This is a genomic window from Cryobacterium sp. 10S3 (genome assembly GCF_034344045.1).
GTDB classification, from domain to species: Bacteria; Actinomycetota; Actinomycetes; order Actinomycetales; family Microbacteriaceae; genus Cryobacterium; species Cryobacterium glucosi.
Window position 1 is genome coordinate 1,450,351 of the sequence record NZ_CP133773.1, and the last position, 26,701, is coordinate 1,477,051.

Genomic DNA, 26,701 nt, shown 5'->3' on the forward strand with positions numbered 1-26,701 from the left:
GGCCCGTGCCGAAGTCGGGCGTGCGGCGGGATAACATTCAGCTATGGCAGGCCTGATTCGACAAAGCGACATTGAAGAGGTCAAGGCCCGAACCAATATCGCCGACATCGTCGGCGACTACGTCAGCCTCAAGTCGGCCGGCGTCGGCTCCCTGAAGGGGTTGTGCCCCTTCCACGACGAACGCAGCCCGAGCTTCCACGTCCGCCCGCAGGTCGGTTTCTACCACTGCTTCGGTTGCGGCGAGAGCGGCGACGTCTACTCCTTTTTGCAGAAGATGGACCACGTCACCTTCAGCGAGGCCGTGGAACGACTCGCTGGCCGGGTCGGCCTCGAACTGCACTACGAGGGCGGCGGGGCGGATGCGCCGGACCACACCAACCGCGCGCGGCTCTACGCGGCCAACCAGGCCGCCGCCGACTTCTTCGTCGAGCAGCTCGGCAGCGCAGGGGCCGCCGTCGGCCGAACATTCCTCGGCGAACGCGGCTTCGACGCCCACGCGGCGACCCGGTTCGGGATCGGCTTCGCCCCGAAGAGCTGGGACGAACTGACCAAACACCTCCGTGGTCGCGGCTACTCCGATGAGGAGCTGACCCTCGCCGGACTGGTGTCGAGCCGGGAGGGATCGAGCGGCGTCTACGACCGCTTCCGCGGCCGGCTGGTCTGGCCCATCCGCGACATCACCGGCCAGACGATCGGCTTCGGGGCGCGCAAGCTCCTCGACGACGACAAGGGCCCGAAATACCTGAACACCCCGGAGACCCCGATCTACCACAAGGCGCAGGTGCTCTACGGGCTCGACCTCGCGAAGCGGGACATCTCCCGCAGCCACCAGGTCGTCGTCGTCGAGGGGTACACCGACGTGATGGCGTGCCACCTGGCCGGGGTGACGACCGCCGTCGCGACCTGCGGAACCTCCTTCGGAGTCGACCACATCAAGGTCCTCCGCCGGGTCCTCGGCGACGACAGCGGTGTCGGCGAGGTCGTTTTCACCTTCGACCCGGATGCCGCAGGCCAGAAGGCCGCCGTCCGCGCGTTCAGCGAGGAGCAGCGTTTCTCCGCGCAGACCTTCGTCGCCGTCGCCCCGGAGGGCCTCGACCCGTGCGACCTGCGGCTGCACAAGGGCGATGGGGCCGTGCAACGGCTGATCGAGTCCAAGAAGCCGATGTTCGAGTTCATGATCCGGCAGTTGCTCGCCCAGTACAACCTCGAGACTGTCGAAGGGCGGGTCTCCGCACTCCGGGCGGCGGCCCCGCTCGTGAGCGATATTCGCGACCCCGCCCTCCGGCCGGGCTATACGCACGAGCTCGCCCGGATGCTCGGCATGGAGCTCGGCGAGGTCGGCCGGGCCGTCTCGGCCGCGCTCAGCCGCTCACGCACCGCGCCGGGGACATCCGCCGCCGCCCGAGGCGGTGAGACCGGCGAGCCCGCGCGCGAACGCCCGTTCTCGATGGTCGAACTGCCGACGGACCCGGTCACCCGACTGGAACGCGACGGGCTGATGGCCATGCTCCAGCGTCCTGCCCTCGTCGGTGTCGAACTGCTGCAGCGGGCGGTGCAGACGGGATTCTCCCACCAGTCCCTCGCTGTCGTGCGTGACGCGATCGCGGCGAACCTGGATACCCTCTCGGCGCCGGACTGGATCGAGCGCGTTGTCGCGGACGTACCGGTTTCCCTGCAGAACCTGGTCACCGACCTGGCGATGGCGCCGCTTCCCGAACGCACCGAACGCGAAGTCGAACGCTACGTGCGCGACGTGACCGTCGCGCTCATCGACCGGGACTTCCTCCGCCAGAAAGCCGAGCTGCTCGGCCGGCTGCAGCGTGCTGACCCCACCGACCGTGTGCCGTACACGGCGCTGCAGCGTGAACTCATGCGGGTCGAACTCGAGCGGCGCAACCTGAGGGATGAGTAACTGAGCACACCTCGCGTGTTGCAGCTGGGTAAATATTCTGGCGAGAATTCGGGCAAACTGCGTTTTTCGTGATATTCCTTTCGGTACAGCAATGCAGAGGTGCGGCTCCCTCGCATGCCGCCTCTGCCGCATTTCGAGAGAAAGAGGCTCACGCACATGGCATTTTCACCCACCAGGCGCACCAGGCTGATCGGGGGACTGGCGCTCGTCGCCGCTTCCGCGCTCGTCCTCGCCGGCTGCTCGGCAGGCGGCACCACCGCAAGCGCCGGAGGCACCCTCCTGATCGGCACGACCGACAAGGTCACGACGCTCGACCCGGCCGGCTCGTACGACAACGGCTCGTTCGCCGTGATGAACCAGGTCTTCCCGTTCCTGATGAACAGCGCATACGGCACCGCCGATGTGACGCCGGACATCGCGACCAAGGCCGAGTTCACGACCCCCACCGAGTACACGGTCACGCTCAAGCCCGACCTCGTCTTCGCGAACGGTCACAAGCTCACGTCCTCAGACGTGAAGTTCAGCTTCGACCGCCAGCTGTCGATCGCGGACGCCAACGGCCCGTCGACCCTGCTGTACAACCTCGCGAGCGTCGCGGCTCCGGACGACACCACCGTCGTCTTCACCCTGAAGGCCGCGAACGACCAGGTCTTCCCGCAGATCCTGTCGAGCCCTGCCGGCGTGATCGTCGACGAGGAGACCTTCTCGGCGACCGCGATCACGCCCGATGCCGACATCGTGAAGGCGAACGCCTTCGCAGGCCAGTACGTCATCACGAGCTACGACTTCAACAACCTCATCGGGTACAAGGCCAACAAGGATTACAAGGGCAACCTCGGCGCGGCGAAGTCGGATGTCGTCAACGTGAAGTACTACGCCGACGCGTCGAACCTCAAGCTCGATGTGCAGGAAGGCAATATCGACGTCGCCTTCCGCAGCCTGTCGTCGACGGACATCGATGACCTGCGCGGCAACGACAAGGTCAAGGTCGTCGACGGACCCGGCGGAGAGATCCGCTACATCGTCTTCAACTTCGACACCCAGCCGTTCGGCGCCAAGACGCCCGAGGCCGACCCGGCCAAGTCGCTCGCCGTGCGCCAGGCCGTCGCCGACCTCGTCGACCGTGCCGAAATCGCCAAGCAGGTCTACAAGGGCACGTACACGCCGCTCTACTCCTACGTTCCGGCCGGCATGACCGGTGCCACCGAGTCCCTCAAGGGCCTCTACGGCGACGGCAACGGAGGACCCGACAAGGCGAAGGCCAAGGCAACGCTCGAAGCCGCCGGCATCACGAGCCCTGTCGCCCTCAACCTGCAGTACAACACCGACCACTACGGCCCCGGCTCGAGCGATGAATACGCGCTCGTCAAGGACCAGCTCGACGCCTCCGGCCTCTTCACGGTCAACTTGGCTTCGACCGAGTACGTCACGTACTCCAAGGAGCGCGTGAAGGACGCATACCCCGCTTACCAGCTCGGCTGGTTCCCGGACTACTCGGACGCGGACAACTACCTGACGCCGTTCTTCGCCGATGGTAACTTCGTCGGAAACCACTACAGCGACTCTGTCGTCAACGACCTGATCAAGCAGCAGGCCGTCACGACCGACAAGGACGCCCGTACCAAGCTCATCGAGGAGATCCAGGACAAGGTCGCAGCCCAGCTGTCGACCCTGCCCCTCCTCCAGGGCGCCCAGGTCGCCGTCACCGGGACCACGGTCACCGGAACCACCGACACGCTCGACGCATCCTTCAAGTTCCGCTACGCGGCGCTGAAGAAGGGCTAAGTCCGGCCTGTTTCACCAGTTGTAACCGGGGGGCATTCAGCCAGAGCGCTGGGTGCCCCCTTTCAATTCTCGATCGATAGGCAGTGATGACAACAGTGGCAGCGCGCCCGACCGCCCCCCAGGGAATCCGGCGCAAACGAACCTCCCCCGGCGGGGGCATCGGTCGTTACATCGCGGTCCGCTTCCTGCTCATCTTCCCGACGATCTTCATACTCGTCTCCATGGTCTTCTGGCTGATGCGCGCGACCGGCGACCCGATCACGGCCGCCCTCGGTGGCCGCCTCACCGCCGACCAGCTCGCCGAACGCATCCACGCCGCCGGCTACGACCGGCCGATCCTGGTCCAGTACTTCGAGTACCTCGGCCAGATCTTCACCGGCAACTTCGGCACGACGATCAGCACGAACAAGCCCGTCGTCGACGTCCTCCTCACCTATGGCGTCGCCACGGCTGAGCTCGCGTTCTACGCGCTCCTTGTCGCATTCATCGTCGGCATCCCGCTCGGCATGGTGGCCGCGTACTTCCGCGACAAGGGCCAGGACGCCTCCCTCCGGATCTTCGCGATCCTCTGCTACGCCACCCCGGTCTTCTTCTCCGGCCTGCTTCTCAAGCTGATCTTCTCGGTCTGGCTCAAGGTCCTGCCCGTCGCGGGACGGGCGACGACCGGCTCGGAGCTGCAGATGCAGTTCCTGCCCAGCAAGACCGGGATCTACACGATCGACGCGATCATGACCGGCAACCCCGCGGTGCTCATGGATGTGCTCGCGCACGCCGTGCTCCCGGCGATCGCCCTGGGCCTCCTCACCGCCGGTGTCTTCCTCCGTCTCGTACGCACCAACGTCATCGGCACCCTCGGCACCGATTACGTGGATGCCGCCCGGTCGCGGGGGGTGAGCGAGTTCCGGCTGGTCTCCAAGCACGCGTACCGGCCGGCCCTGATCCCGATCATCACCGTGATCGGCCTGCAGATCGCCCTGCTCCTCGGCGGTGCCGTGCTGACCGAGACGACCTTCGAATGGAAGGGCCTCGGCTTCATGCTCTCCGAATTCCTCAAGGCACGTGACTTCGTCGCCGTGCAGGGCATCGTCGCCCTGCTCGCCGTGATCGTGGCGCTGTCCAATTTCATCGTGGACATCATCGCCGCGATCATCGACCCGAGGGTGAGGTACTGACCATGAGCCACACGCCAGACACCACCAGTGCCCCCGTCCGCCGCGGCGGCCTCGCCGCACTCTGGAACCGGCTCCCCGTCGTGCACCAGGTGAAGCAGAGCATGGGCCTGCAGCGGGGAATGCTCGTCACCGGCCTCGTCATCACCGGCCTGTTCGTGCTCACCGCCATCTTCGCCCCCGTGATTTCGCCGTACGGCTACAGCCAGTTGCGTGACGCGAACGGCCCCTTCGGCGCCCAGGTGGCCCCGGGTGGCGCTCACATCCTCGGGACCACCGTCGGCGGCTACGACGTGCTGTCCCGCGTCCTCTGGGGTGCCCAGACCGCCCTGTTCGTGATCGTCGTCGCGGTACTGCTCTCCATCTTCGCCGGCGTGTTCCTCGGCCTCGTCTCCGGCTACTTCGGCGGTTGGCTCGACCGCATCCTCGTCGTCGTCTGCGACGCGGTCTACGCGTTCCCGTCCCTGCTGCTCGCGATCGTGATGTCGATCGTGATCTCCGGCGGCAAGTCCGACCTCGTCGGCGGAGTGGTCGCGGCGGCCATCTCCATCACCGTCGTGTTCATCCCGCAGTACTTCCGGGTGATCCGCGCGGAGACCGTCCGGATCAAGGCGGAGGCCTACGTGGAGTCCGCCAGGGTCCTCGGCGCGAGCAACGGCCGGATCATGTTCCGGCACGTGCTGCGCAACGCCACTCGCACCCTGCCGCTCATCTTCACGCTCAACTCCTCCGAGGCGATCCTCACCCTCGCCGGGCTCGGCTTCCTCGGCTTCGGCATCGAGCCGAGCGCCGCAGCAGAGTGGGGCTACGACCTGAACAAGGCCCTCTCCGACGTCACGAGCGGCATCTGGTGGACCTCGCTGTTCCCCGGTCTCGCGATCGTGCTCGTCGTGCTCGGCATCACCCTCGTCGGCGAGAGCCTCAACGACCTCGCCGACCCGCGCCTCCGCGGTCGCCGCTCGGTCGGCAAGGTTGTTTCCGTCGTCGCGGCGACGTCCGTCGTCCCCGGCGGTACGCTCACGGGCGGCCCTGGCGGCCTCGACGGCCTCGAGGGCGGCGCCGACGGCATCGACGCCGACATAGACAGCTTCACCGACGAAGGATTCGAGGACCGGTCATGACCGCGGCATCCGCCACCACCCCCGAGTCCGCCGGAGCCGTGTCCAGCACCGCGCGAAGCTCCGACGTGCTCAGCATCACTGACCTCACTGTGACCTTCGCGACCGACGCCGGCGCCGTGCACGCCGTCGCCGGCGTCAGCCTCCGGGTCGCGCCCGGCGAGGTGCTCGCGATCGTCGGCGAAAGCGGAAGCGGCAAGACCGTGACGGCCAAGACGATCCTCGGCCTGCTTCCGGAGACCGCGACGTCATCGGGAGCCGTGTTCCTCAGCAGCAAGGACGGCTCGAGCACGAACAACGTGATCTCCGTCGGCAAGCAGAAACTCCGCCAGCTCCGCGGCACCGACGTCTCGATGGTGTTCCAGGAACCGTCCACCGCGCTCAACCCCGTCTACACCGTCGGCTGGCAGATCATGGAGGGCATCCGCGCCCACGGCCAGTTCAGCCGCGCCGAGGCGAAGAAGAAGGCCGTCGAGATCCTCGGCAGGGTCGGCATCCCCGACCCTGAGATCCGGGTCAACTACTTCCCGCACCAGTTCTCCGGCGGCCAGAAGCAGCGCGTCGTCATCGCGATGGCCCTCGTGCTCGACCCCGGACTCATCGTCGCGGACGAGCCGACCACGGCGCTCGACGTCACCGTGCAGGCCGAGATCCTCGACCTGCTGCGCCGTTGCCGCGACGATTTCGGCACAGCGATCGTCCTCATCACCCACAACATGGGCGTCGTCGCCGACCTCGCGGACCGGGTCGCGGTGATGTACCAGGGCAAGGTCGTCGAAGAAGCGGATGCGCGCACCCTGTTCGCCTCCCCGCAGAACGACTACACGAAGAAGCTGCTCGCCGCCGTTCCGCACCTCGGCCAGGGCGTCGTGCACGCCGCAGACCGCGCGGCGGCGCGGACGCCCGGCTGGACCGCCGAGACGCCCGTCGTCGTCGCGAAGGACCTGCGCATCGAGTATCCGGGGCGGATGGGCCGCGGCGGCTTCACCGCCGTCGACGGCGTGAGCTTCAGCATCCGCCCTGGCGAGGTCCTCGGCCTCGTCGGCGAGAGCGGAAGCGGCAAGACCACCATCGGCCGCGCCATCGCCGGCCTCACCCGGGTGACGGACGGTTCCCTGACCGTGCACGGCCACCAGATGAACGGGTTCAAAGAACGCGCCTTCAAGAAGTTCCGCAGCGACATCGGCTTCGTCTTCCAGGACCCGGCATCGAGCTTCAACCCGCTGCTGACCATCGCCGACTGCGTCGCGGAGCCGCTCATCGTGCACGGCAGGGCGAAGAACCCTGCTGAGGCACGGGCCAGGGTCGACGAACTGCTCGAGGCCGTCCAGCTCCCGCGCAGTTACGGCGACCGGTACCCGCACGAGCTGAGCGGCGGCCAGCGCCAGCGCGCGAGCCTCGCGAGGGCACTCGCGCTCGAGCCCAGCCTGCTGATCGCCGACGAGCCCACCTCGGCGCTCGACGTCTCGGTGCAGGCCCGCGTCCTCGAGCTCTTCGCAGAGCTCCAGCGGGAATTCGGTTTCGCGGCACTCTTCATCAGCCATGACCTCGCCGTCGTGGATATCCTCGCCGACCGCATTGCGGTGCTCTACCACGGCAAGCTCGTCGAGGAGGGCACGAGCGCAGAGGTGCTCGGCGCCCCGAAAGATCCGTACACGCAGCGCCTGCTCGCCTCGCTGCCCGTTCCGGACCCGGTGGAACAGGCCGGACGCCGTGAGAAGCTGCGGGAGCTGCGTACGGCAGGATAGGAACCATGACTCGCGGCGCGGCATGGACCTTTCCCATCGCGATGGACGACCTCTCCGTCTCGTATCCGGCCCACGGTGCGAGCGACTCCTTCGCCGCCCTGCGCGGGATCACCCTCCGGGTCAATCCCGGTGAGGTGCTCGGTGTGCTCGGCGAAAGCGGCTCAGGCAAGAGCACCCTCGCCAGGGTGCTCTCCGGGAGCGGGGGATCGGCCGGCACGGACGTACGACCGCTGATCACCGGCGGCGAGGCGACCGTGCTCGGCCTGCGGTTGCGGGGCATCAGCCGCCGCAAGCTCGCCCGGTTGACCCTCGAGGTCGGGATGCTCGCCCAGGACGCCGGCCAGACGCTTCCGGCAACACTCACCGTCAGCGAGCTCGTTGCGGAGCCCGTGCTCGAGCGCGACGCCCGGTACCAGGCCGGTGCCCTCAGGGCGCTCGTGGCGACCATGGTGGATGCCGTGCGCCTGCCGCTCACCGTGCTCACGAAATACCCGTACGAGCTCAGCAGCGGCCAGCGGCAACGCGTCGCGCTTGCCCGCTCGCTCGTGCTCGGCCCCACCCTCCTGATCGCGGACGAACCGCTCGCGGGCGTCGACGTCACCGTCCGTGACGCCGTCGTCGACCTGATCGGCGAACTGCAGCGCGAACGCGCGTTCACGGCCGTCGTGATCAGCTCAGACCTCGCCGTTCTCCGGCGCGTGACCGACCGGATCGCCGTGCTGCACCAGGGCGTGCTCGTGGGCCTCGGCACGATCGACGAGGTCTTCGCCGACCCGTGGCATCCCTACGTCGCCGAGCTTGCTTCGGCACTCACCCAGGACGGACAGCATGACAGCGATACCTGAGCACGCCCAGCATGAGGCCGTCCTGGCCGGCACGGTCACGGCCGTTCCGCTCGGGCAGCGGCCGCCGAGCGGGCCGATCGCGATCCTCCCGCACCCCGCAGACACCGCCACGTGGGCGGTGCAGGCGGCCGGGGGAGTCCTCGGACCGCTCTCGGATGCCACCCGAGGATTGATCTGGCTCTCCTACGGGCGTGCGGACGAGCTCCGCGCCGCTCTCGACGACAACCCGGGCATCGGCTGGGTCCAGCTGCCCTGGGCGGGAGTCGACGCGTTCAGCGACCTCCTGGCCGAGCAGGACCGGCCCGGACTGCTCTGGACGAGCGCCAAGGGCGCATACGCCCAGCCCGTCGCCGAGCACGCCTTCACGCTCACCCTCGCGCTCCTGCGCGTGCTGCCCAAGCGTGCCAGGGCCCTGAGCTGGAGCACCCTGCCGGAGGGGCGCTCCCTCTACGGTCGCCATGTCGTGATCATCGGCGCAGGCGGCATCGCCCTCGAACTCATCCGGCTGCTCGAACCGTTCGGGACGACGGTGACCGTTGTGCGCCGGTCCGCACAGCCCGTGGCCGGCGCGGCGCGCACGGTGCAGACGAGCGCCCTGCACGAGGTCCTCCCTGACGCCGACGTCGTCGTCGTCGCGGCAGCGCTCACCAAGGACACCCGGCATCTGATCGGCGCCCCCGAGCTCGCGCTGATGAACCGCAACGCCAACCTCGTCAACGTGGGCCGCGGTCCGCTCATCGACACCGATGCCCTCGTCGCGGCCCTCGCCGCAGGGAGCATCGCCGGCGCAGCACTCGACGTCACGGAACCGGAACCGTTACCCGACGGGCATCCGCTCTGGACGGAGCCGCGCTGCCTGATCACGCCGCACTCGGCGGACACGCCCGAGATGACCGCTCCGCTGCTCGCCGAACGGATCCGGCTCAACGTGCTGGCCTTCCTCGGCGATGGCCGTTTCGTCGGCGTCGTCGACCCGCAGCGCGGGTACTGAGCCCGTGCCGGGCCGGTGCCGAAGCGCTGGGAGGAGACCGCTTCCCGGCCCCGATTTGGCGAACGGCCGATTCTTGGTAAAGTAATAACGCTGTTCAAGCGGAAACGCTGTTCCAGCTTTTCCTCGATAGCTCAATTGGCAGAGCATCGCACTGTTAATGCGACGGTTCTTGGTTCGAGTCCAAGTCGGGGAGCGAAAGGCCACTCAGGGCTCCACCCCGGGTGGCCTTTTCTATTTCTATTTCATTCTGTTTTCTCTTTTCGTCCGGAAGTTCTGGAAAGGCGACACCGTGGAGTTCTGGCCTCTCGCAGCCGGCGTGCTCGCCGCAGTCGCCGTCGTCCTGCTGCTGTTGTGGCTCCTCACGGCTCTGCGCCTTCGCCGCATCATCTTCGACCGCACGGCGGCCGAACGGATGCGTATCGACCTCGAACTGTCCCTCGCCGAACAGAACGGCCGCCTCGGCATCATCCGAGAGCTTCAGGACGGTGCGGTGCTGAACGTCGCCCGGCTGATCACGCAGGCAGAGGGTGCGCGGTACACGGCGGAGAACGACCCGGCGAGCGCGGTCCGGGTCGCGACGGCCCTCGTCGAGGACGGCAGGGTCGCCCTCGCGGACATGCGCAGGGTGCTCACGATCGTGCGCGAGGGCGAAACCGTCGACACGCCCCAGCCGGGCCTGCAGTCCGCGCGGAACCTGTTCCGCGTGATGCGCGACGCCGGCCTCGAGGTGAGCTTCGCCGAGTCCGGCGACCGTTTCCCGCTCAAGCCGGGCGCCGAACTCGCGATCTTCCGGATCCTGCAGGGCGCACTCGCCAACGCCCTCACGCACGGCGGCCGCGGCACGGCGGCGAACGTCTCTTTCACCTGGACCAGGGACGGCCTGCAGCTCCTCGTCGACGACGACGGCATCCGCGCGGCCGCCCGCAGGGTGAGCTCCGACCCCGACGAGGTCGCCGCGCGCACCCGGTACACGATCGACGACGACCTGCACGCGCTCAGCGAGAGCGTGTCCGGTGCGGGCATCACCCAGATGCGTGAGCGCGCAGAGCTCTTCGGCGGCACCTTCACGGCGGGCACCGTCCCGGGTGTCGGCTTCTCCGTGTCCGTAGTCTTCCCGTCCCTGCGCTACCACAACGGTGTGCACGGCGTGAACCTCTCCCGGTAGCGGGATGCCCGCGCAGCTCCCTCCCGAAGACGACGCTGCCGAGGACGACGCTGTCGACGACGACGCTGCCGTGGACGACACCTCGAAGGACGACACTGCCGAGGACGCCGCCTCCCAGGAGATCGCCGCCCGGGCTCTCGACCGGGTCGCGACGCGCGAGGGCATCGCCGTCGGCGTCGCGACGGCCGCATACGGGTTCTCCTTCGGGGCGCTCTCCGTCGCGTCCGGCCTCACGCTCTGGCAGACGGCGTTCCTCAGCCTGGTGATGTTCTCCGGGGGATCCCAGTTCGCCCTGATCGGAGTACTCGCGGCCGGCGGGGTCGCGGCGGGGCCATCGGCGATCGCCGGTGCCGCGCTGCTCGGCACCCGGAACGGCCTCTACGGCATTCGCACCGCGCCCATCGTCGGCCGCGGCTGGCTGCGCCGGTTCGCGGCGGCGTGGATCACGATCGACGAGTCGACGGCCGTCGCGCTCGCCCAGCCGACCCCGCGGTCGAGCCGGCGCGGGTTCTGGGTGACCGGCCTCATCGTGTTCGCCGGCTGGAACCTGACGACCTTCGTGGGCGCCCTGATCGGCAACACCCTCGGCGACACCCGCGCGTACGGCCTCGACGCCGCGGCCGCTGCCGCTTTCGTCGGCCTGCTCTGGCCGCGGCTGAAGCGGCGGCAGGCCCTCGTCGTCGCGGTGGCCGCCTTCGTCGTGGCCACAGCCCTGACGCCCGTTCTCGCGCCCGGGCTGCCCGTGCTTGCGGCCGCGCTCGTCGCCATCGTCGTCGGCTGGTCCAACTGGGCCGGCGCGCGCTCCGGCACCCCCTCTGGTACTCCAACGCGGGGGAGCGGCAGGTGACCCTCTGGCAGATCGTGATCGCGGCATCCATCGCCTGTGTCGTGCTGAAGCTCGCCGGCTATCTGGTGCCGGCCTCCGTGCTGAAGAAGCCGACCCTGGCGAGAATCAGCGAACTCGTGACCGTTGCCCTGCTCGCGGCCCTCATTGCGGTGCAGACGCTCGGCGCGGGGACGGGCGTTGCCCTGGACGCCCGGGTGCCCGCGGTCCTCGTCGCGGTCGTCCTGTTCGCCCTGCGGGTGCCCTTCATCGTCGTCGTGATCGTGGCCGCGCTTGTGGCGGCAGGCCTTCGAGCCCTCTTCTGAGCCTATTCGTCGAGGTTGTCTACGCCCGGCAGCCAGGCGAGGCCGGGACCGCCCCAGCCGCGCTTGCGCGTGACCTTCGTTGCGATCTTCGCGTAGAAGTGCTCGAGGCGATCCACATACACCGTGCCGTCGAGGTGATCGAATTCGTGCTGGAAGATCCGGGCGAGCCAGCCGTCCGCGTGGATTTCGAACGGTTTCTGGTCGAGGTCCACGGCGCGGAGGATCGCCCGGGGGGAGCGGAGCAGCGGGAATCGCTCGCCTGGGTACGACAGGCACCCCTCGACGTCCTCGTCTTCGTCGGCCTCTCCGGCGGGGACCGGAGTGATCCAGAGCTCGGGGTTGATCGCGACGCCGCGCCACTGTCGGTTGTCGTCGTCGAGGTAGGCGTAGGTGAACAGACGCAGCGGGATGCCGACCTGCGGGCCGGCGAGACCGACTCCAGGAGCGGCGTCCATCGTCTCGAACATGTCCTGGACGAGATCGCGGAGCTCCTGGTCGAAGGTCTCGACGGGCTTGGCGGGGGTGTGGAGGACGGGGTCCCCGAAAATAACAATTGAGCGAACGGCCATTCAGCAAGGATATCGGGCCGTTCCGTCGTAGGGTCGTTGAGTGCACCTCGACCTGATTGACTTCACCGTCGACCTCCCCGTCGACCCTCGCCAGGCGATCGGCATACCGCTCGCCCTGATCGGCGGCGTGTTCCTGTCGCTCGGAGCCCAGTTCCAGCACCGGGGCGTCAACAAGGTCGAAGCCAACACCGTTGCGGTCACGGGAGGCCTCGACCCGCACCAGCTGCTGCTCCTGCTGCGCCGGCCCTCCTGGGTGATCGGCACCCTCATGCTCGGCCTCGCCATCGTCTTCCAGCTCTCGAGCCTCGCCTTCGCCCCGATCATCGTCGTGCAGCCCCTCGGCGCCGTCGCCCTCGTGATCACGTCGATCGTCAACGCCCGGGTGACCAGGACCCCGGTCAACCGGGCCTCCAAGATCGCCATCGCGCTCTGCGTCGGCGGCATCGGGCTCTTCGTCACCGTCGCGGCCTTCTTCGCCGTGGACAAGCCGGTGACCGACAAGAACCTCATCACCATCCTGATCGTGCTCGCCGCGGTGCTCGTCTCCTTCGTCGTCGCGTTCGCGCTGCTGCACACCCAGTTCAAGGCGATCTTCTACATCACCGGCGCCGGTGTGCTCTACGGCTTCGTCGCGACCCTGGCGAAGGTGATCATCAACCGCACTCAGAACGGCAATTTCGAGTGGCTGACGCTCACCTGCGTCGCCGGCCTGCTCCTCGCGGCAGCTCTCGGCGCTTACTTCGTCCAGAACGCGTATTCGTCGGGACCGCCCGATCTCGTGATCGCCGGCCTGACCGTGATCGATCCGCTGGTGGCGGTCGGAATCGGCATCGTCGTCCTCGGCGAGATCGCACAGGCTCCAGCGTGGGCGGGAGTAGCGTTCGCATTCGCAGGCGCCATCGCGATCTGGGGTGTCATCCTGCTGTCGCGGCACCACCCGCAGGCATCCGTTACCGTATCGGAATAGGGCGCGCCGTCGCCGAGGATGGGCGAGAACACGCGGATTTAGAATAGGGTGCTAGGAGATGTCGGCCGCGTTCGCGCCGTCCAAGACCTGAAATACCGCCGGATGACGACCTCCGGCCCACACACGTTGGGACACCCTCACTTTGTCAGACTCGACCGCTTCGCCACTAGGTTCGACCCCTGTGGCTCCGGGTTCGAAAAAGCCGATCAAGGTCCTCATTGCCTGCGACACGTTCGCCCCTGACGTCAACGGCGCGGCGAAGTTCGCCGAGCGTCTCGCCGCCGGCCTGACCTCCCGCGGCCACGAGGTGCAGGTCTTCGCGCCGGCTGCCTCGGCCAAGCACGGCACCTGGACCGAAGAGCACGAGGGACAGACGTTCCTCGTGCACCGGATCAAGAGCTGGCGCTGGTACCCGCACGACTGGCTCCGCTACGCGCTGCCGTGGCTGATCCATGCGGAGAGCCGCCGAATTCTCGACACCTTCAAACCGGATGTCGTGCACTTCCAGTCCCACATCAACATCGGGCGCGGCGTCACGATCGAGGCCGCGAAGCGCGGCATCCGCATCATCGGGACGAACCACTTCATGCCCGAGAACATGCTCGAATTCACGCTCATTCCGAAGAGCATGCACGAGCGTCTGATCAAGATGGCCTGGAAGGCGGCTCGCCGCACCTTCGGCCGGGCGGAAGCCGTCACGACGCCGACCGTGCGCGCCGCCGAGTTCCTGGAGAAGTACACCGGACTCGAGGGCGTGCTCGCCATCTCGTGCGGCATCGACGCCCATAACTATTCACCGTCCTTCGAGCCGCGCACGGAGAACCGGATCCTCTTCGTCGGCCGAGTGACGAGCGAGAAGCAGATCGATGTGCTCCTGCACGCCGTGACGCTGCTCGCGCCTGAACTGGACACCCAGGTCGAGATCGTGGGCGGTGGCGACCAGAAGCGCAACCTCGAACACCTCGCCCAGAGCCTGGGCATCAGCAACCGCGTCGTCTTCCGCGGCTACGTGACGGATGAGGAACTGCGCGCGGCATACACCCGCGCCACCTTGTTTGCGATGCCGTCGATCGCTGAGCTGCAGAGTATCGCGACTATGGAGGCAATGGCCTCGGGCCTGCCGATCGTCGCCGCGAACGCCATGGCGCTGCCGCACCTCGTCCACGACGGACAGAACGGCTTCCTCTTCGAGCCAGGAAGCGCCCAGGACCTTGCGGACAAGCTGACCCGTGTACTCACTGCGGGCCCCGAAGTGCTCGACGCCCTCAAGCACGAGTCGCTCCGGCTGATCGGTGCCCACGACATCAATCGCACCCTCGACACTTTTGAGAGCCTGTATCGTGGGGAACCGGTGGTCGACACGATCACCTCAGATGCCGCCGCCCGCTCCACGGAGTGACTGCGGTTGGGGGCGGTAGCTCAGCTGGTTAGAGCAGCGGACTCATAATCCGTCGGTCCCGGGTTCAAGTCCCGGCCGCCCTACTCGAAATCTGCCTTGATCAGGTATTCTTGTCCTCGCTGAAGGGGCAAGACTCGATGCATGCAGTCTTTATCCATTGTTTATTCCGAAGTGCTCGCCTACTGACGGCGCTCATGGAGAAGGTGCGCGACCGAGTTCGCTCGGTCTGGAGTGACCTCGAACACCTACGGGTGGACATCATCGAGGTGATGCTCGGCACAGCGACACGCGCGCCGCTCAGCAACGCGACGTTCTCTCCACGAGGCCTACAGTTCTCGCCACGGAGTCAGATCGGGATCGCGCTGTTCATTGTCGGGCTGGCAGTCCTCGCATTCGGTGCCGGCTGGATGCTCGGGCAACGTCAAGCGGCAAGCCAGCGACGATTGTCCGATCCGGGCAGGCCAGGCAACTGAAAGGTTCCGCTGCGTGGCCCGCGAGCCCAACCCCTATCGGGACGCTATCGAGAACGGTGTCACGGGTGATACCGTGTGTCCATGCCAATGACCCTTCGCTTGACCGATGACGAGGCGGACGCCCTGCGTCGCCGTGCCGAGTACGAGAGGCGGTCCATGCAGGACATCGCCAAGCAGGCGGTGCGTGAATACGTCGAGAACCACAGCCGACAGGACCTTCTGGGTAGTGTCCTTGACGAGGAGCTCCCGCGCTACGCCGAAGCGCTTGAACGCCTGGGAAAGTGATCTATCTCACCTACGCTGATCTCCTCTACGTCGGGCAGCGGGCCCTCGGAGGAGACATGCCGGTCCGTGACCAGGGGCTGCTTGAGTCGGCGCTGGCCCGTCCGCGCGCGAGCGCATTCGGAAGGGATGCCTACGGAAGCCTCAACGAGAAAGCCGCGGCGCTGACGCACTCCTTGGCCCGCAACCACGGCTTGATTGACGGCAATAAACGCCTGAGTCTCGCTGCTCTGCTCGCATTCCTCGGTATGAATGGAAGACGGCTGACCTGGTCGAATGATGAGGCCTATGAATTCATCATGGACGTTTCTTCCGGGCGGCTTGACGACGTCTCCGAGATTGCGGAACGCATTGATCTGGGAAGCGAGGAGCGCTGAGACACAGGCGCCGTGGTCGACTCGAGAGTCGTGAAGGCTTCATTCCTCTCGCCGAGGTGTGGGTGACTGTCACTGGAAGCTGAGCCTCTGTCCCAGGGGACCTGCAAAGGCGTATCTGGTCGACTGGTCAGGCATGCCCTACATGCGATTCCTGCTAGGCAACATCGCAAAGGGAGAATCCCTCCCGCAACGGCTCAAGGTGATGGGCACTCTGCTCCGGGATACCCGTGGCCAACTCGCGAGCCTGATCCACTCGCACTGCACCTCGGCAGCTGCCCTGGCCCGGCACATTGGGCTTTCCGCGGATGTCGAGAACACGCTCGCGTACACCTTCGAGCGATTCGACGGCGAGGGCCTGCCGGCGGCAGTTTCCTGCGACAAGATCCCGATCGAAATGAGAGTCGCCCAGTTCGCGGATGTCGCCGAAGTTCACTACCGGATATACGGGCTCGACGCCGTGATCGCGATGGCCAGAAGCAGGCGGGGCGGACACCTCGATCCCGACGTCGTCGATGCTGCGCTTGGCTCGCCCGACGAGATCTTTGCGCCCGTGCCCGCCGGTGACTCCTGGAGTGATGCTCTTGGCTATGCACCCGATCGGGAGGTCCGACTCACCGACGAGAGTCTCGACCGGTTGGTGTGCGCGATAGGCGACTTCGTTGACCTCAAGTGCCGCTTCGCCTTCGGCCACTCCCGGCGCGTGGCCACGCTGTCGGCGAAGGCAGGCGAATTGTTGGGACTCGACGCCGGTAACCTCCGAACGCTTCGACGAGTGGGATACGTGCACGACCTCGGCTGTCTGGGCGTCTCCAACCAGGTGTGGTCCAAACCGGGCGAGCTGACTCCGTCAGAGTGGGAGCGCGTTCGCAGCCGGGGCCGCCAATGAACGTCTTGGGATGCGCCTGCCGGAGCACACCGACGCCGTTAGGCACGACGAGCGTGCCGCTTCCTCGGCAGAGGAGCAGAATGCTCGTAGTCGAGTTTCAACGTTGACCGGGAGGAAGAATGAGCGACCTCGATGTGCGCGAATCTTTTCTGCGGGCAATCACAGACAACGATCCGGAGGCCATGCGCGAGGGCCTCGAGCGTTTGTTCGGCCTCACCAAGGAGGGGCTCTCACCTGACGCTGAGTTTCGGCTTCGTGATGAGACCTACGTGATGGAGATGCCGCAGTCGGGGGAGCGCATCCGTGGACGTGAGGCCATGCGGGCAATGCAGGAGGCTTTTCCTGTTCCCCCCTCGATCACCCTGCGCCGAGTCGTGGGGTCGGGGCAAATCTGGGTCGTCGAGGGGACGAATGACTATGCCGGGGATGTGTGGCACGTGGTGGTCATCCTGGAGTTCGGAGCGGACGGGTCGATCATCCGGGATACCCGCTATTACACGCGAAAGTCGGAGGCACCCGGATGGCGGTCTGAATGGGTGGAGCCCCTCGACTAGATGACTCTGCTCAGGGGTTGTGTCAGTTGTAATTTCTCACAGAACAGGACACTCCTGGAGCTGCATGAGACCACCTGTTCACTGGAACCCGTGAACCCCGACTGCGGAGTCTCTGTCATTCGCTCCGAGACCTGATCTCGACGGATTCCCCGTTTCCTGGGGAACCTCAACCGGGCGACGTGCGTGTCAGCCGGGGTACGTTGGGAGACGTGACTAGCCGAAGCGGACGCATCGCCCTCATCGCCGTCGGCGTGATCGCTCTGATCCTTGGTGGCGTCTGGACCGGGCAGGGCATGAATCTGATCCCGGGAAGTTTCATGACGGGTAGCCGGATGTGGCTTTCCATCGGGCTCATCCTCGCAATCGTTGGCATCATCCTGATTTGGCTCGGCCTGCGACGGCCGGGGCACGGCCGCACGAGCAGGTGAGACGTGCCTTCCCCGCAGTCACTCAGCGAAGCTGACCGACGCCTCGTCGCAACCTGGGCTGCTGACTGTGCTGAGAGAGTCTTGGTCCATTTCGAAACGGAGGCGCCAACGGACGGCCGGCCACGTGATGCCATCGCTCGTACTCGGGCATTTGCTCAGGGTGATCTTGATACCGCCGGTGAAATTCGCAGGCGCTTCGTTGCTGGTCGGGCCGCGCAGGCAGTGAACTCTCCCTCGGCAGTGGCAGCTGCTCGGGCTGCCGGACAAGCTTCCGGCGTCGCGCACATGGGCGCGCACGCACTCGGCGCAGCCGCATACGCAGCGAAAGCCGCCGGGCTAGCCGCCGCTGATCAGGCTACGGCAGTCTCCGATGAGGTCTCCTGGCAGCTCGAGCACATGAATGCCCAAGTCAGGGCGGCGCTTCGGCAGTTGCCGCCCCTTGGTGAGGATTCCGCGGGCCCACTCGGTTCAGGTCTTCTCGCGTCGGGCATCCTCGGGTCGATCATTCGGAGGATTCAGGCCGCCTTGGGCAGTAGCTCGACAGAGCAGGGTCTCCGGTAGCCGGACGGCCACGGTGACATTTCAGCGCGGAAGTGCGATCGACCAGGACCGATGGATTGGCTGGAAGTTGACGATCGATTCTCTGCCCTGAGTGACATGCACCAAGCGTGAATTGCGGAGGCTCGAGGTTGCCCACATGTGGTGCCGGGGGAGCTGTTGCGACGGGCGAGCGGCTAGAGTCCGATCACGGAGTAGCGGCGTTCGATTCCCGCGGTGGCGTGACCCCACTCGCTGCTGGCGACACGTTCCTGGTGGGCTTCGAAGGCGGATGCGTGCTCAAAGCGCTCTTCGACCTGCCACACCAGGGGATTGCTCGTCCGGGTGACGTTGAACGACAGGCATCCCGGTTCGGCGCGGGTGAGGGCAAGGTGCAGTTGCAGGTATTCCCGGACAGTTTCCGCTTGGTCCTGGGTGCGACAAACAAGCTGCCCGCTGAGGGACACCTCGCCGCCGACTAGCTTCTTCTTCATCTTGAAATTGGTCAGCTGCACGCCGGCCGTCACCGGATGTTGTTCTGCCTCGACGGTGAATCCGGAGCGCTCAAAGAAGGGGCGGGCTGTAATGCTGACGTCAGCTGTCAGCTCTGTCAGCTGCTCCTGGCGCGCGCGGGCCTCCACGTGGCCGATCAGTTGCCGTGCCACCCCGCGTCCCAGGTAGCGAGGGGCGACGAACATCATGTCGATATGTCCCTCAGAGTCCACGTCGGAGAAACCCGCCGGCGCACCATCCACGGTTGCCACACAACTGTTCCGCGCCTGCATCGCCGTATGCCAAGCGGACAGCTCGCGCGCTTCTGGCCGCGCCCACGCCTGAATCTGCTCCCGCGAGTAGTCGGCGGCAGCGGTTTCTGTCACAGCGGCAAGGAAGATCGCTAACGTGTCTGCGGCATCCGCTTGACAATATGGCCGGATGATAACGGCCGGCGTGCCGGCACCTGTGTTCAGATCCACAGGATCAGCATCCCACGTGGACTGTGCATGACCGTGCGGCACTCACTGTGAATCCACGGGGGGCAGTCCGCCGTCGTCGATCTGGTCGGTCGGCCGCAGGGTTGAACGATCCGACAAGGCGACCGAGCAGACCTGCTTACCGTCGTCGACCCGCCCGGTCCTGCGGTCGGCGATCGTGCGCCCAAGAATGCCGGCCTGGATCTTTCGTCACCTGATCGGCGGGCACGGATTGCGCGCAGAGCTCGGCGTCGTTCTGGTTTCGGAGACGATTGACCCTGAGACACCCCTCGCCTACGCTGGCATCGTGTCCAGGATCTTCGGTACCCAGTTCTCCGCGGTGTATCCGCTCTACGTGGCGAAGGTGGAGCGCAAGGGCAGGACGAAGATGGAGCTCGATCAGGTGATCATGTGGCTGACCGGATTCGACGACACGACGCTTCGCCGTCACGCCCAGGGTGGAACAACGTTCGAGGAGTTCTTCGCAGAGGCGCCGATGAATCCCAGCGCGTCGCTGATCACCGGTGTGGTGTGCGGCATCCGCGTGGAGACCATCGAGGACCCGCTCATGCAAAAGATTCGCTATCTCGACAAGCTCGTCGACGAGATTGCGAAGGGTAAACCGTTGGAAAAGGTGCTCCGTGCACCCGCCACGACCAGGACGGCCTGAATTTCTGATCAGTTCCCGCTGGCTCGACTGAAAGCCACGAGGCGAGCCTGCATTTCCCAGTAGGACGTCGCGGTCTGTGCCTGACGGTTATCGCGCAGGGCCGTGACAGTGTCCACGGCCCTGTCTATGGCTGCACGGTACGGCAGCGACCCCGAGCTCACACGCTTCACCCCCAGATCGCCGAGCTCGGCCACAGTCAGGGAGGGGTGCGCGAGCACATTGACCGGCAGCGCCACAACCGCGGTGATCCTCCGGATGTCCTCAGGATTCACGAGGCCGGGCACAAAGATTCCGTCGGCCCCGGCGTCGGCATAGGTGCGTGCTCGAAGCAGGACGGCCTCGACAGTCGCGTGCTCGCCGAACCAGAGATTGTCCACCCGCGCATTGACGAAGATGTCGGGGCTGAGGTCTTTGACGGCGCTGATTTTGGCGGCAGCCGTCGATGCATCCACGAGATGCCCATCCCGGCTGTCCTCAAGATTGACGCCGGCCACGCCCAGGACCTCTAGCTCGGCCACAAACTCCGCAACCTCCGCTGGGTCGTCGGAGTAGCCGTCTTCGACGTCCGCTGTGATGTGGACCGACATGCGGCCCAGTCGCGCCGCAAGTGCGACGGTTGCCGCCTTGCTGGACCCGCCACCATCCGGCAGGCCGGCGCTGGCCGCGATGCCAAAGCTCGTCGTGCCGACGGCCGGAAATCCGGCGTCCGCGAATGCCAGGGCCGAGCCGACGTCCCAGGCATTGGGTAGCACGAGCGGTGAGTCACGGTAGTGGAGTTGCCGAAAAGTTGACATCGTTGTTCCCGTCCTGCGCCAGCCGAATCGATGAATTCTCGTCAGCGTACTAGTGGGTGGCGAGCGCGCAAGCCGGTCCGAACGCTAACGCTTCTCGTCGAGTTCTTCCGCGGGCCAATGCTCCTGCATTGTCGCCCACCAGCGGGCCAGTGCTTCGCGTTCCGGCTGCGCCGTGACAGCACCGGCCGCAACCAGGTCCCGCCCGATCGGGAGGTCGATGCACGCTCCATCGAGTACCTGTGCGTCGACATAGCCGAGTACCGATCTCAATGTGGCGAGTGCACCGTGCCCGCGTCCCGGTGAGGCCACGTTGATCCACGCGACCGGCTTCCTGGTCAGAACGCTGCTGCCGACAGTCCAATCCAGAAGATTCTTGAAGCTGCCCGGGAGTGTCCCGGCATACTCTGGCGTGCTGAACACCACCACGTCGGCGTTGTTGATCTGTTGTCGCAACTCCGCGACCGGACCTGGAACCGGGTCGTGGTCATCGTCCGGGTTGAAGGCGGGTAGTGCAGACAAGCCTTGGTACACCAGTGCGATCGAGCCTGCTGGCGCCAGGTCGCGCACCGTGGTCAGCGCCGCGTTGTTGGTTGAAGACTGCCGAGTGCTGCCCGAAACAAGGAGGAGTCTCATATTCGTACTTCCCATACAGACCACAGGCGGAGGAAAGCAGCCGGAAGGATCATCTCGTCGGCGCATCGTCTCCGGCCCGGGCGCATCAGCGAGCCGTGAGTTCGTGTGCCGTACGCGCGGAGCGTACCGATTGGTAATGCCGCGCAGCGCGAGCGCGGTTGCCGCAAGCGACCGAGCACCATTCCCGTCTGGGGTGTGTCTTCACGAAGTAGAGCACGCATCCGGGCGCGTGGCATGCCCGCAGATTCGAACCGTTTTCGCCCAGCAGGTGCTGGGCGTGGTAGGCGACGTCGGCGAGGCCGGCAACCACCGGAGAAACCGCGGATTCGGGGGAGAGCGCGAGAGCCGCTCCGCTCAGCCGCAGCTGCGGGATCGGACGCTGGTTGGCGGCGGCGTTGATAGTGAGCAGCGCGTCCTCCACGCTCGCCATGGGCGATTCGGCAGTCCGACGATCATCGTCCGTCACGTGGGCTGCCAATCGGCGCACCGCGTCTCGCAGATTCCGTGCCGTCAGGAACTCGTCCCGAGTCGTTGCCGCGCCTGCCCGATCGATGCGGACGGCATCCAGCCAGGCGTCTACGCCTGTCGGTGTCGCGAAGTCGTCGTGAAGGCCCTCCGTGTCTGCCCAGATAGTCGCCATCAGGCGGACCGGCATCGGCTCGTCGGCGAGCGCCCAGCTGCGGTCCAAGCTCCTGTTTCCCATGCGGACAAACTATCACGGAAGAAATCACTTGCATACGTTAGAAAGATCGTGATAGTAATTGTCACGGATGAACATGAGTTCATGCATTAGAAAACGAGGAGAAGAACCATGACTGCCACCATCACTGCTATCGTCCCGATCCAGCCCGAAACCGCGACGGGCGTCGCCAGGGACCTGCTTGACCAGGTCCAGAAGGGACTGGGTCTCGTGCCGAACATGGCCAAGGTCATGGCCAACAGCCCCACCCTGCTGAAGGGTTACCTCGCTCTCTCCACCGCAGTCGGATCCGGCAGCCTTTCTGCTGCGGTGCGCGAGCGCCTCGCTATCTCGACCGCTCAGCTGAACGGTTGCGAGTACTGCCTCTCCGCCCATACCTTCATCGGAGGCAACATCGCCAAGGTCGATGCTGCCGAGCTCGACTCCGCGCGCCGAGCGCAGTCACGTGACCCGCATGTGGCCGCACTGCTGACCCTCTCCAACATGATCGCGGAGAATGCCGGTGACGTCGGCGATGACGCGCTTGGTGCAGCCCGTGCCGCTGGTGTGACCGACGCGGAGATCGGCGAGGTCGTCGCGAACCTCGCGCTGAACATTCTGACCAACTACTTCAACGTGCTCGCTCACGTGGAAAACGACTGGCCTGTCGTCGGGCTGTAATCCTCGACTCGATTCTCCAGGAGATGATGACGATGATCGGGACGCCCCAACTCGCCGACGTCGGCTTTCACGCCGGCGAACTGGCCGTGCAGCGCCAGGCCGGTGTCACAATCGACGCGGCCCGCCTGTCAGGGATGCTCGGGCCTGTCACTCTGACCGCCCGGATGGCCGGGTTTCTCAGCGATCGAACGTTTCTCGTCATCTCCGGGAGGGATCGCTCCGGACGCCTCTGGACGTCCCCGCTGGTCGGCCGTCCCGGTTTCTTGGAGGTGCTGTCCGACACCTCCGTTGCCGTTCATGCCGTGATCCCGCCGGGTGACCCACTCCGCGGGCTGCAGGCCGGTCAGAAGATCGGGATGGTCACGGTTGAATTCGCCACCCGGCGCCGGGTGCGTATCAACGGCGCACTCACGGTGAGCGGCGGTGATCTCCTTGTCGTGGACGTCGAACAGGCCTTCGGCAATTGCCCGCAATATATCCAGCAACGTGTTCTCGTGCCCGATGAGATCGATGGGGCGGGCAGCGAGCACGTCAGACACGGCAGCACGCTCTCGATGGAAGACCGTGAGCTGATCAGTGCCGCCGACACGTTCTTCCTCGGCACAGTGAATCCCGAGCGGGGGTCCGACGCGTCCCATCGTGGCGGTCCGTCCGGGTTCGTCCGCATAGACGGGCACGGGCTGTGGTGGCCCGACTACCAGGGCAACAACCTCTTCAACAGTTTCGGCAACATCACCGTCAACCCCGAAGCCGCCCTGTTGGTCATTGATTTCGCGACCGGCAAGTCGTTGCAGCTATCCGGCACGACCCAGATCGAATGGGGTGAACCCGGTCGGCCCGGAGATGACGGACATACAGGCCGCATTGCTCGCTTCACCCTGCAACGCCTCGTGGCCGGCCAGGTTCTTCCGGTCCGGGAGATCACTCACACCCCTTATCCGCGCAACCTCGCGCTGACGGATTGACAAGGACCGTTCCGTTGACACTGGCGGCCACTCCGCACCTACGCTGCAGCGCTGCTCTGGCGTTCCCTCAACGCCCCGGACGAGTTTTAATCGGACAACCGGAATGTGGCGCGGTGAGAGGCGCCGACTGAACTGAACCACGGAAGGAACGTGATCTGCATGAATGCGAATCAGGAGTCCAATGGCGAGACCCGCCTGGCCTACATTCTCGGCGTACCCCTGGCCGAGAATGTCGTGCGCCAATGGCCGCAAATGGGCGAAATCGTGCGCACCAGCACACTCATCGGCAGCGTCGAGGGCAACTTCGCGGAACTGACACTGGAAGTCGGCAGACGCCTGCGCCTCGGGGATGTCCTGGTGGTCGAGTGGACCTGCAACTACGGCGACGGACGCCTCTACCGCAACGTGACCATCGGCGAACTCGAGAACGGGGAAGCCGTGCGCGTCACGGACTACTGGGGCGAACCCACCGACACGCCTCTCTGGCGAGTGCCGCTGACCGACCGCCTCGACATGCCCGGCGACGGCATCTGGAAGGACAACGACCACCTGAGCCACCACTGACGCGAAAGCGACCTGACAACCGGTCCGCGGATTCCGAGCACAGGACGGTCGGGGTGCCGCCGTGCTTGCGGCGCCGTTCTCGGCGCCGATGGCTGCACTGCCTCAGCGGCGGCCCAGCCGACCGATGGCGAACCCGACGACGCCGATGAGCCCGCCGAGGGCGACCCAGCCCGCGGCGCGGCCGCCTCTTGCCGCGTCCGGTAGCGGATGCGGCGACGCGGCCTCCGTCGCCCCCGCCCCGACAATGGCCACGGAAGCCGCCTCTGCCAGCGGCACCGCGGCATCCGCTGCCGGGGCGACGACGGACGCGTTGCGCACGAACAGCACGAACCACGCGAACACGATCAGCACGGCGACGAGTTCGAGGGCGGTGAGGTTGTAGTACCCGATCGGGTACCAGAGCAGCACCGCACCGCCGATCGCGAGTACGAAGACCGTCGTCGTGACGACGAAGCTCCGGGGGAGGTCCTTCAGGACGAGCGGGACCAGCACGATGAGCGCGACGAAGCCGACGACGGCAGAGGTCGCGAAGGTGTTGTGCACGACGAAACTGACGTCGACGGGCACGAGGCCGACTCCGATGAGCGCAACGCCGACGATGATGATGATGATCCGCACGAGCGGGACGCCGCGGAGGTCGCTGCCTGCGGCGCTCCGCCGCGAACGCAGGTCGAGGGTCAGGTAGTCCGCGAGGGTCGTCATCACGAGTCCGGCGAGGAGGATCGTCAGGTTGAACGCGTATGCGGAGGTTGCGTCCCCCATTCCGAGTGCGCTGAAGTTCGCCTGCCACCAGCGCGGGTCGGCCGCCGTGAGCATGCTCGAGAATACCCCGGCGGCGAGGAAGAGGCCCAGGAGTGAGGCGAGGCGGGTCGTCGTGATCTCCGCGGCGAGGAGGAACAGCGCGAAGGTGCTCGCTGCGACCGTCAGCGTGACGAACAGGGTCGCCGCGAACGGGTCGAGCAGCAGTTCGCGGAAGGCCAGCTGGAACACCGCGTAGACCGAGCTGATCAGGAGGCCGGCCATTGCGGCACCGGTCACCGACAGCCCGATGGTGTCGAGGATGCGTCGGATGCGGGCACGACTGCGCCATCGCGGAGAGTGCCGGGTGAAACGGACATAGGACCATCCGAAGACCAGCAGTCCGATCAGTCCGGCGATCTGGGCCGAGAGCCCGCCGACGGAATTTTCGCCGGCGAGGCCGACGGCACGGCCACCGAACACGATCACGGCAGCGAGGAGCCCCGCGAGCGCGCCGACCGCAGCGGCGATCAGGGCACCGGATTCCACCTCGGATCGGCCGTTACCGGTGCGTTCGTCCTCCACCGGCGGTTCCGGGTCCGCGCGGGAAGGAGTCATCTCTCTATCCTGTCGCGCTTTCGAGGCTGCTGTGGCCGCTGAGCGAGGTGTCGGCCTATGCGGGCGGGGCCTCACTCACGAAGCAGGAGATTGCACTCGCGAGGTCCGGCCGGACCATCCGGGCGACCGGGGTGCCGAATTCGATGACCTCGTAGCCGTCGCGGTTCCTGGCGATGAAGCCGATCACGCTCAGCGCGTTGTCCTTCGCGATCCGGGAGTCGCTGACCCGCCACTCCCGTCTCGAGAGCGCGCGCACCTGGACGTCGCTGGGCGAACGGGACTGAAGTGCGGCGGCGATCATGGTGGGTCCTTTCCTCGACATGAACCGACCGTAGGTTCGGTTCCTATCGGTTGCCTTGGGGCCCGATGTGAAGCCGATGAGGCCCGGCACACTCCGATCCGGGACTCAGGTTCCGATCCCGAGCAGCAGGCTCACCGCGATCACGGTCATGATCACCGCGATTCCGATGTCGAGAATCCGCCACGACACCGGCCGGCCGAAGACCGGGCGCAGCAGCCGGGCGCCGAAACCGAGCGCTGTGAACCAGATGACGCTGCCGAGCACCGCCCCGAGACCGAAGTACCAGCGTTCGTCGCCGTGGGCGGCGGCGACGGAGCCGAGGAAGACAACGGTGTCGAGGTAGACATGCGGGTTGAGCCAGGTGAGCGCCGCGGTCGTCGCGAGGACCTGGGTGAGGCTCGCGGCAGTGCCGACGACCGAGGTGTCGAGCGGCCGAGGGAGAACGGCCCGACGTGCGGCGAGCGCCGCGTAGCCGAGCAGGAATGCGGCACCGACGATCCGGACCACGACGAGCAACCACGGCACCGTGCGGATCAGCGCCCCGAATCCGGCGACACCGACCAGGATCAGGATCGCGTCGGAGGCTGCGCACACGATCACCACGGCGAGCACGTGTTCCCGGCGCAGTCCCTGCCGGAGCACGTAGGCGTTCTGGGCGCCGATCGCAACGATGAGGGACAGGCCGAAGCCGAGGCCGGCGAGGGTGGTGAGGATCATTCTCCGACCGTACCTC

31 protein-coding genes and 2 tRNA genes are annotated in these 26,701 nt (G+C 66.3%); 25 read left to right on the top strand and 8 right to left on the bottom strand.

Annotation, left to right across the window (positions count from 1 at the left end; genetic code table 11):
• The first annotated feature begins 43 nt into the window (after window positions 1–43).
• The 11 genes from dnaG to RHM57_RS06785 all read left to right on the top strand — a co-directional run bounded on the left by dnaG (window position 44) and on the right by RHM57_RS06785 (window position 11,882).
• Window positions 44–1,912: a DNA primase gene (gene dnaG / locus RHM57_RS06735; protein WP_134446036.1), complete on the top strand. Its 1,869-nt coding sequence runs from the start codon at window positions 44–46 to the stop codon at window positions 1,910–1,912.
• Window positions 1,913–2,068: 156 nt separating this feature from the next.
• Complete coding sequence (locus RHM57_RS06740; protein ID WP_134558462.1) at window positions 2,069–3,697, top strand: ABC transporter substrate-binding protein; 1,629 nt, start codon at window positions 2,069–2,071, stop codon at window positions 3,695–3,697.
• Window positions 3,698–3,783: 86 nt separating this feature from the next.
• Window positions 3,784–4,869: an ABC transporter permease gene (locus RHM57_RS06745; RefSeq protein WP_134446034.1), complete on the top strand. Its 1,086-nt coding sequence runs from the start codon at window positions 3,784–3,786 to the stop codon at window positions 4,867–4,869.
• Between the two features lie 2 nt (window positions 4,870–4,871).
• Window positions 4,872–5,987, top strand: coding sequence for an ABC transporter permease (locus RHM57_RS06750; RefSeq protein ID WP_134558461.1), 1,116 nt, complete (start codon window positions 4,872–4,874; stop codon window positions 5,985–5,987).
• A complete protein-coding gene (locus RHM57_RS06755) occupies window positions 5,984–7,732 on the top strand; it encodes an ABC transporter ATP-binding protein (protein WP_134446032.1) in 1,749 nt (582 codons plus the stop codon). Before RHM57_RS06750 ends, RHM57_RS06755 begins: the two co-directional genes overlap by 4 nt.
• Before the next feature lie 5 nt (window positions 7,733–7,737).
• On the top strand, window positions 7,738–8,577 hold the full coding sequence (locus RHM57_RS06760; protein WP_134558459.1) for an ATP-binding cassette domain-containing protein: 840 nt from the start codon (window positions 7,738–7,740) through the stop codon (window positions 8,575–8,577).
• Window positions 8,561–9,568, top strand: a complete 1,008-nt coding sequence (locus tag RHM57_RS06765) for a D-isomer specific 2-hydroxyacid dehydrogenase family protein (protein ID WP_134446030.1) — start codon at window positions 8,561–8,563, stop codon at window positions 9,566–9,568. The genes RHM57_RS06760 and RHM57_RS06765 overlap by 17 nt, the downstream gene beginning before the upstream one ends.
• 120 nt (window positions 9,569–9,688) lie before the next feature.
• Window positions 9,689–9,761: transfer RNA gene (locus RHM57_RS06770), tRNA-Asn, on the top strand.
• A gap of 96 nt (window positions 9,762–9,857) precedes the next feature.
• The gene (locus RHM57_RS06775; protein ID WP_134446029.1) at window positions 9,858–10,733 is read left to right on the top strand and encodes a sensor histidine kinase; all 876 of its coding nucleotides are present in this window, start codon (window positions 9,858–9,860) and stop codon (window positions 10,731–10,733) included.
• Between the two features lie 4 nt (window positions 10,734–10,737).
• Window positions 10,738–11,580 carry an AzlC family ABC transporter permease gene (locus tag RHM57_RS06780; RefSeq protein ID WP_322189669.1) on the top strand — a complete coding sequence of 281 codons (843 nt, stop codon included), beginning with the start codon at window positions 10,738–10,740 and terminating at the stop codon, window positions 11,578–11,580.
• Complete coding sequence (locus tag RHM57_RS06785) at window positions 11,577–11,882, top strand: AzlD domain-containing protein (RefSeq protein WP_134446027.1); 306 nt, start codon at window positions 11,577–11,579, stop codon at window positions 11,880–11,882. The genes RHM57_RS06780 and RHM57_RS06785 overlap by 4 nt, the downstream gene beginning before the upstream one ends.
• A gap of 2 nt (window positions 11,883–11,884) precedes the next feature.
• Here the strand turns inward: RHM57_RS06785 and def are convergent, their stop codons facing one another.
• A complete protein-coding gene (def, locus tag RHM57_RS06790) occupies window positions 11,885–12,451 on the bottom strand; it encodes a peptide deformylase (protein WP_134446026.1) in 567 nt (188 codons plus the stop codon).
• Between the two features lie 40 nt (window positions 12,452–12,491).
• Here def and RHM57_RS06795 point away from each other — a divergent pair, with 40 nt between their 5' ends.
• The 10 genes from RHM57_RS06795 (at window position 12,492) to RHM57_RS19565 (ending at window position 18,378) form a co-directional block, all read left to right on the top strand.
• The gene (locus RHM57_RS06795) at window positions 12,492–13,418 is read left to right on the top strand and encodes a DMT family transporter (RefSeq protein ID WP_134446025.1); all 927 of its coding nucleotides are present in this window, start codon (window positions 12,492–12,494) and stop codon (window positions 13,416–13,418) included.
• 181 nt (window positions 13,419–13,599) lie between these two features.
• Window positions 13,600–14,817, top strand: coding sequence for a glycosyltransferase (locus tag RHM57_RS06800; protein ID WP_241975262.1), 1,218 nt, complete (start codon window positions 13,600–13,602; stop codon window positions 14,815–14,817).
• Between the two features lie 9 nt (window positions 14,818–14,826).
• A tRNA-Ile gene (locus RHM57_RS06805) sits at window positions 14,827–14,900 on the top strand.
• 168 nt (window positions 14,901–15,068) lie between these two features.
• Complete coding sequence (locus tag RHM57_RS06810) at window positions 15,069–15,290, top strand: hypothetical protein (protein WP_322135894.1); 222 nt, start codon at window positions 15,069–15,071, stop codon at window positions 15,288–15,290.
• A gap of 81 nt (window positions 15,291–15,371) precedes the next feature.
• Complete coding sequence (locus tag RHM57_RS06815) at window positions 15,372–15,575, top strand: ribbon-helix-helix protein, CopG family (protein ID WP_174774583.1); 204 nt, start codon at window positions 15,372–15,374, stop codon at window positions 15,573–15,575.
• Entirely contained in the window at window positions 15,572–15,949 is a 378-nt protein-coding gene (locus RHM57_RS06820) for a type II toxin-antitoxin system death-on-curing family toxin (RefSeq protein WP_134446439.1), read from the top strand. The genes RHM57_RS06815 and RHM57_RS06820 overlap by 4 nt, the downstream gene beginning before the upstream one ends.
• A gap of 133 nt (window positions 15,950–16,082) precedes the next feature.
• The gene (locus tag RHM57_RS06825; RefSeq protein WP_322135892.1) at window positions 16,083–16,835 is read left to right on the top strand and encodes an HD-GYP domain-containing protein; all 753 of its coding nucleotides are present in this window, start codon (window positions 16,083–16,085) and stop codon (window positions 16,833–16,835) included.
• Between the two features lie 119 nt (window positions 16,836–16,954).
• Window positions 16,955–17,389 (top strand): nuclear transport factor 2 family protein, encoded by a 435-nt coding sequence (locus RHM57_RS06830; RefSeq protein ID WP_134558450.1) that lies wholly within the window; start codon window positions 16,955–16,957, stop codon window positions 17,387–17,389.
• Window positions 17,390–17,598: 209 nt separating this feature from the next.
• Complete coding sequence (locus RHM57_RS06835) at window positions 17,599–17,817, top strand: hypothetical protein (protein WP_198413350.1); 219 nt, start codon at window positions 17,599–17,601, stop codon at window positions 17,815–17,817.
• A 3-nt stretch (window positions 17,818–17,820) separates the two neighbouring features.
• Window positions 17,821–18,378, top strand: a complete 558-nt coding sequence (locus tag RHM57_RS19565; RefSeq protein ID WP_134446442.1) for a putative immunity protein — start codon at window positions 17,821–17,823, stop codon at window positions 18,376–18,378.
• A 173-nt stretch (window positions 18,379–18,551) separates the two neighbouring features.
• On the opposite strand, the gene RHM57_RS06840 is transcribed toward RHM57_RS19565, so the two are convergent.
• Window positions 18,552–19,328: a GNAT family N-acetyltransferase gene (locus RHM57_RS06840; protein ID WP_322135891.1), complete on the bottom strand. Its 777-nt coding sequence runs from the start codon at window positions 19,326–19,328 to the stop codon at window positions 18,552–18,554.
• A gap of 304 nt (window positions 19,329–19,632) precedes the next feature.
• On the opposite strand from RHM57_RS06840, the gene RHM57_RS06845 reads away from it, so the two are divergent.
• Window positions 19,633–19,995: a DUF2200 domain-containing protein gene (locus RHM57_RS06845; protein ID WP_134561208.1), complete on the top strand. Its 363-nt coding sequence runs from the start codon at window positions 19,633–19,635 to the stop codon at window positions 19,993–19,995.
• 8 nt (window positions 19,996–20,003) lie between these two features.
• On the opposite strand, the gene RHM57_RS06850 is transcribed toward RHM57_RS06845, so the two are convergent.
• The 3 genes from RHM57_RS06850 to RHM57_RS06860 all read right to left on the bottom strand — a co-directional run bounded on the left by RHM57_RS06850 (window position 20,004) and on the right by RHM57_RS06860 (window position 22,110).
• Window positions 20,004–20,789, bottom strand: a complete 786-nt coding sequence (locus tag RHM57_RS06850) for an isocitrate lyase/phosphoenolpyruvate mutase family protein (RefSeq protein ID WP_322189670.1) — start codon at window positions 20,787–20,789, stop codon at window positions 20,004–20,006.
• 84 nt (window positions 20,790–20,873) lie between these two features.
• Window positions 20,874–21,422 (bottom strand): NADPH-dependent FMN reductase, encoded by a 549-nt coding sequence (locus RHM57_RS06855; RefSeq protein ID WP_198413351.1) that lies wholly within the window; start codon window positions 21,420–21,422, stop codon window positions 20,874–20,876.
• An 85-nt stretch (window positions 21,423–21,507) separates the two neighbouring features.
• A complete protein-coding gene (locus RHM57_RS06860) occupies window positions 21,508–22,110 on the bottom strand; it encodes a CGNR zinc finger domain-containing protein (protein ID WP_198413352.1) in 603 nt (200 codons plus the stop codon).
• Window positions 22,111–22,233: 123 nt separating this feature from the next.
• Here RHM57_RS06860 and RHM57_RS06865 point away from each other — a divergent pair, with 123 nt between their 5' ends.
• The 3 genes from RHM57_RS06865 to RHM57_RS06875 all read left to right on the top strand — a co-directional run bounded on the left by RHM57_RS06865 (window position 22,234) and on the right by RHM57_RS06875 (window position 24,311).
• On the top strand, window positions 22,234–22,782 hold the full coding sequence (locus tag RHM57_RS06865) for a carboxymuconolactone decarboxylase family protein (RefSeq protein ID WP_134561063.1): 549 nt from the start codon (window positions 22,234–22,236) through the stop codon (window positions 22,780–22,782).
• A gap of 23 nt (window positions 22,783–22,805) precedes the next feature.
• Entirely contained in the window at window positions 22,806–23,747 is a 942-nt protein-coding gene (locus RHM57_RS06870; protein WP_322189671.1) for a pyridoxamine 5'-phosphate oxidase family protein, read from the top strand.
• A gap of 159 nt (window positions 23,748–23,906) precedes the next feature.
• Window positions 23,907–24,311 carry a hypothetical protein gene (locus RHM57_RS06875; RefSeq protein WP_134446448.1) on the top strand — a complete coding sequence of 135 codons (405 nt, stop codon included), beginning with the start codon at window positions 23,907–23,909 and terminating at the stop codon, window positions 24,309–24,311.
• Between the two features lie 102 nt (window positions 24,312–24,413).
• Here the strand turns inward: RHM57_RS06875 and RHM57_RS06880 are convergent, their stop codons facing one another.
• The 3 genes from RHM57_RS06880 to RHM57_RS06890 all read right to left on the bottom strand — a co-directional run bounded on the left by RHM57_RS06880 (window position 24,414) and on the right by RHM57_RS06890 (window position 26,685).
• On the bottom strand, window positions 24,414–25,667 hold the full coding sequence (locus RHM57_RS06880) for a hypothetical protein (protein WP_134446449.1): 1,254 nt from the start codon (window positions 25,665–25,667) through the stop codon (window positions 24,414–24,416).
• Between the two features lie 55 nt (window positions 25,668–25,722).
• Complete coding sequence (locus RHM57_RS06885) at window positions 25,723–25,989, bottom strand: hypothetical protein (RefSeq protein WP_134446450.1); 267 nt, start codon at window positions 25,987–25,989, stop codon at window positions 25,723–25,725.
• Between the two features lie 84 nt (window positions 25,990–26,073).
• A complete protein-coding gene (locus RHM57_RS06890; protein WP_134446451.1) occupies window positions 26,074–26,685 on the bottom strand; it encodes a LysE/ArgO family amino acid transporter in 612 nt (203 codons plus the stop codon).
• Between the last annotated feature and the right edge of the window lie 16 nt (window positions 26,686–26,701).

Bases quoted from the DNA above. Each gene is read 5' to 3' on its own strand.
- dnaG (WP_134446036.1), top strand. From the start codon at position 44: ATGGCAGGCCTGATTCGACAAAGCGACATTGAAGAGGTCAAGGCCCGA.
- RHM57_RS06740 (WP_134558462.1), top strand. From the start codon at position 2,069: ATGGCATTTTCACCCACCAGGCGCACCAGGCTGATCGGGGGACTGGCG.
- RHM57_RS06745 (WP_134446034.1), top strand. From the start codon at position 3,784: ATGACAACAGTGGCAGCGCGCCCGACCGCCCCCCAGGGAATCCGGCGC.
- RHM57_RS06750 (WP_134558461.1), top strand. From the start codon at position 4,872: ATGAGCCACACGCCAGACACCACCAGTGCCCCCGTCCGCCGCGGCGGC.
- RHM57_RS06755 (WP_134446032.1), top strand. From the start codon at position 5,984: ATGACCGCGGCATCCGCCACCACCCCCGAGTCCGCCGGAGCCGTGTCC.
- RHM57_RS06760 (WP_134558459.1), top strand. From the start codon at position 7,738: ATGACTCGCGGCGCGGCATGGACCTTTCCCATCGCGATGGACGACCTC.
- RHM57_RS06765 (WP_134446030.1), top strand. From the start codon at position 8,561: ATGACAGCGATACCTGAGCACGCCCAGCATGAGGCCGTCCTGGCCGGC.
- RHM57_RS06780 (WP_322189669.1), top strand. From the start codon at position 10,738: ATGCCCGCGCAGCTCCCTCCCGAAGACGACGCTGCCGAGGACGACGCT.
- def (WP_134446026.1), bottom strand. From the start codon at position 12,451: ATGGCCGTTCGCTCAATTGTTATTTTCGGGGACCCCGTCCTCCACACC.
- RHM57_RS06815 (WP_174774583.1), top strand. From the start codon at position 15,372: ATGCCAATGACCCTTCGCTTGACCGATGACGAGGCGGACGCCCTGCGT.
- RHM57_RS06825 (WP_322135892.1), top strand. From the start codon at position 16,083: ATGCCCTACATGCGATTCCTGCTAGGCAACATCGCAAAGGGAGAATCC.
- RHM57_RS06830 (WP_134558450.1), top strand. From the start codon at position 16,955: ATGAGCGACCTCGATGTGCGCGAATCTTTTCTGCGGGCAATCACAGAC.
- RHM57_RS06850 (WP_322189670.1), bottom strand. From the start codon at position 20,789: ATGTCAACTTTTCGGCAACTCCACTACCGTGACTCACCGCTCGTGCTA.
- RHM57_RS06855 (WP_198413351.1), bottom strand. From the start codon at position 21,422: ATGAGACTCCTCCTTGTTTCGGGCAGCACTCGGCAGTCTTCAACCAAC.
- RHM57_RS06865 (WP_134561063.1), top strand. From the start codon at position 22,234: ATGACTGCCACCATCACTGCTATCGTCCCGATCCAGCCCGAAACCGCG.
- RHM57_RS06870 (WP_322189671.1), top strand. From the start codon at position 22,806: ATGATGACGATGATCGGGACGCCCCAACTCGCCGACGTCGGCTTTCAC.
- RHM57_RS06875 (WP_134446448.1), top strand. From the start codon at position 23,907: ATGAATGCGAATCAGGAGTCCAATGGCGAGACCCGCCTGGCCTACATT.
- RHM57_RS06880 (WP_134446449.1), bottom strand. From the start codon at position 25,667: ATGACTCCTTCCCGCGCGGACCCGGAACCGCCGGTGGAGGACGAACGC.
- RHM57_RS06885 (WP_134446450.1), bottom strand. From the start codon at position 25,989: ATGTCGAGGAAAGGACCCACCATGATCGCCGCCGCACTTCAGTCCCGT.
- RHM57_RS06890 (WP_134446451.1), bottom strand. From the start codon at position 26,685: ATGATCCTCACCACCCTCGCCGGCCTCGGCTTCGGCCTGTCCCTCATC.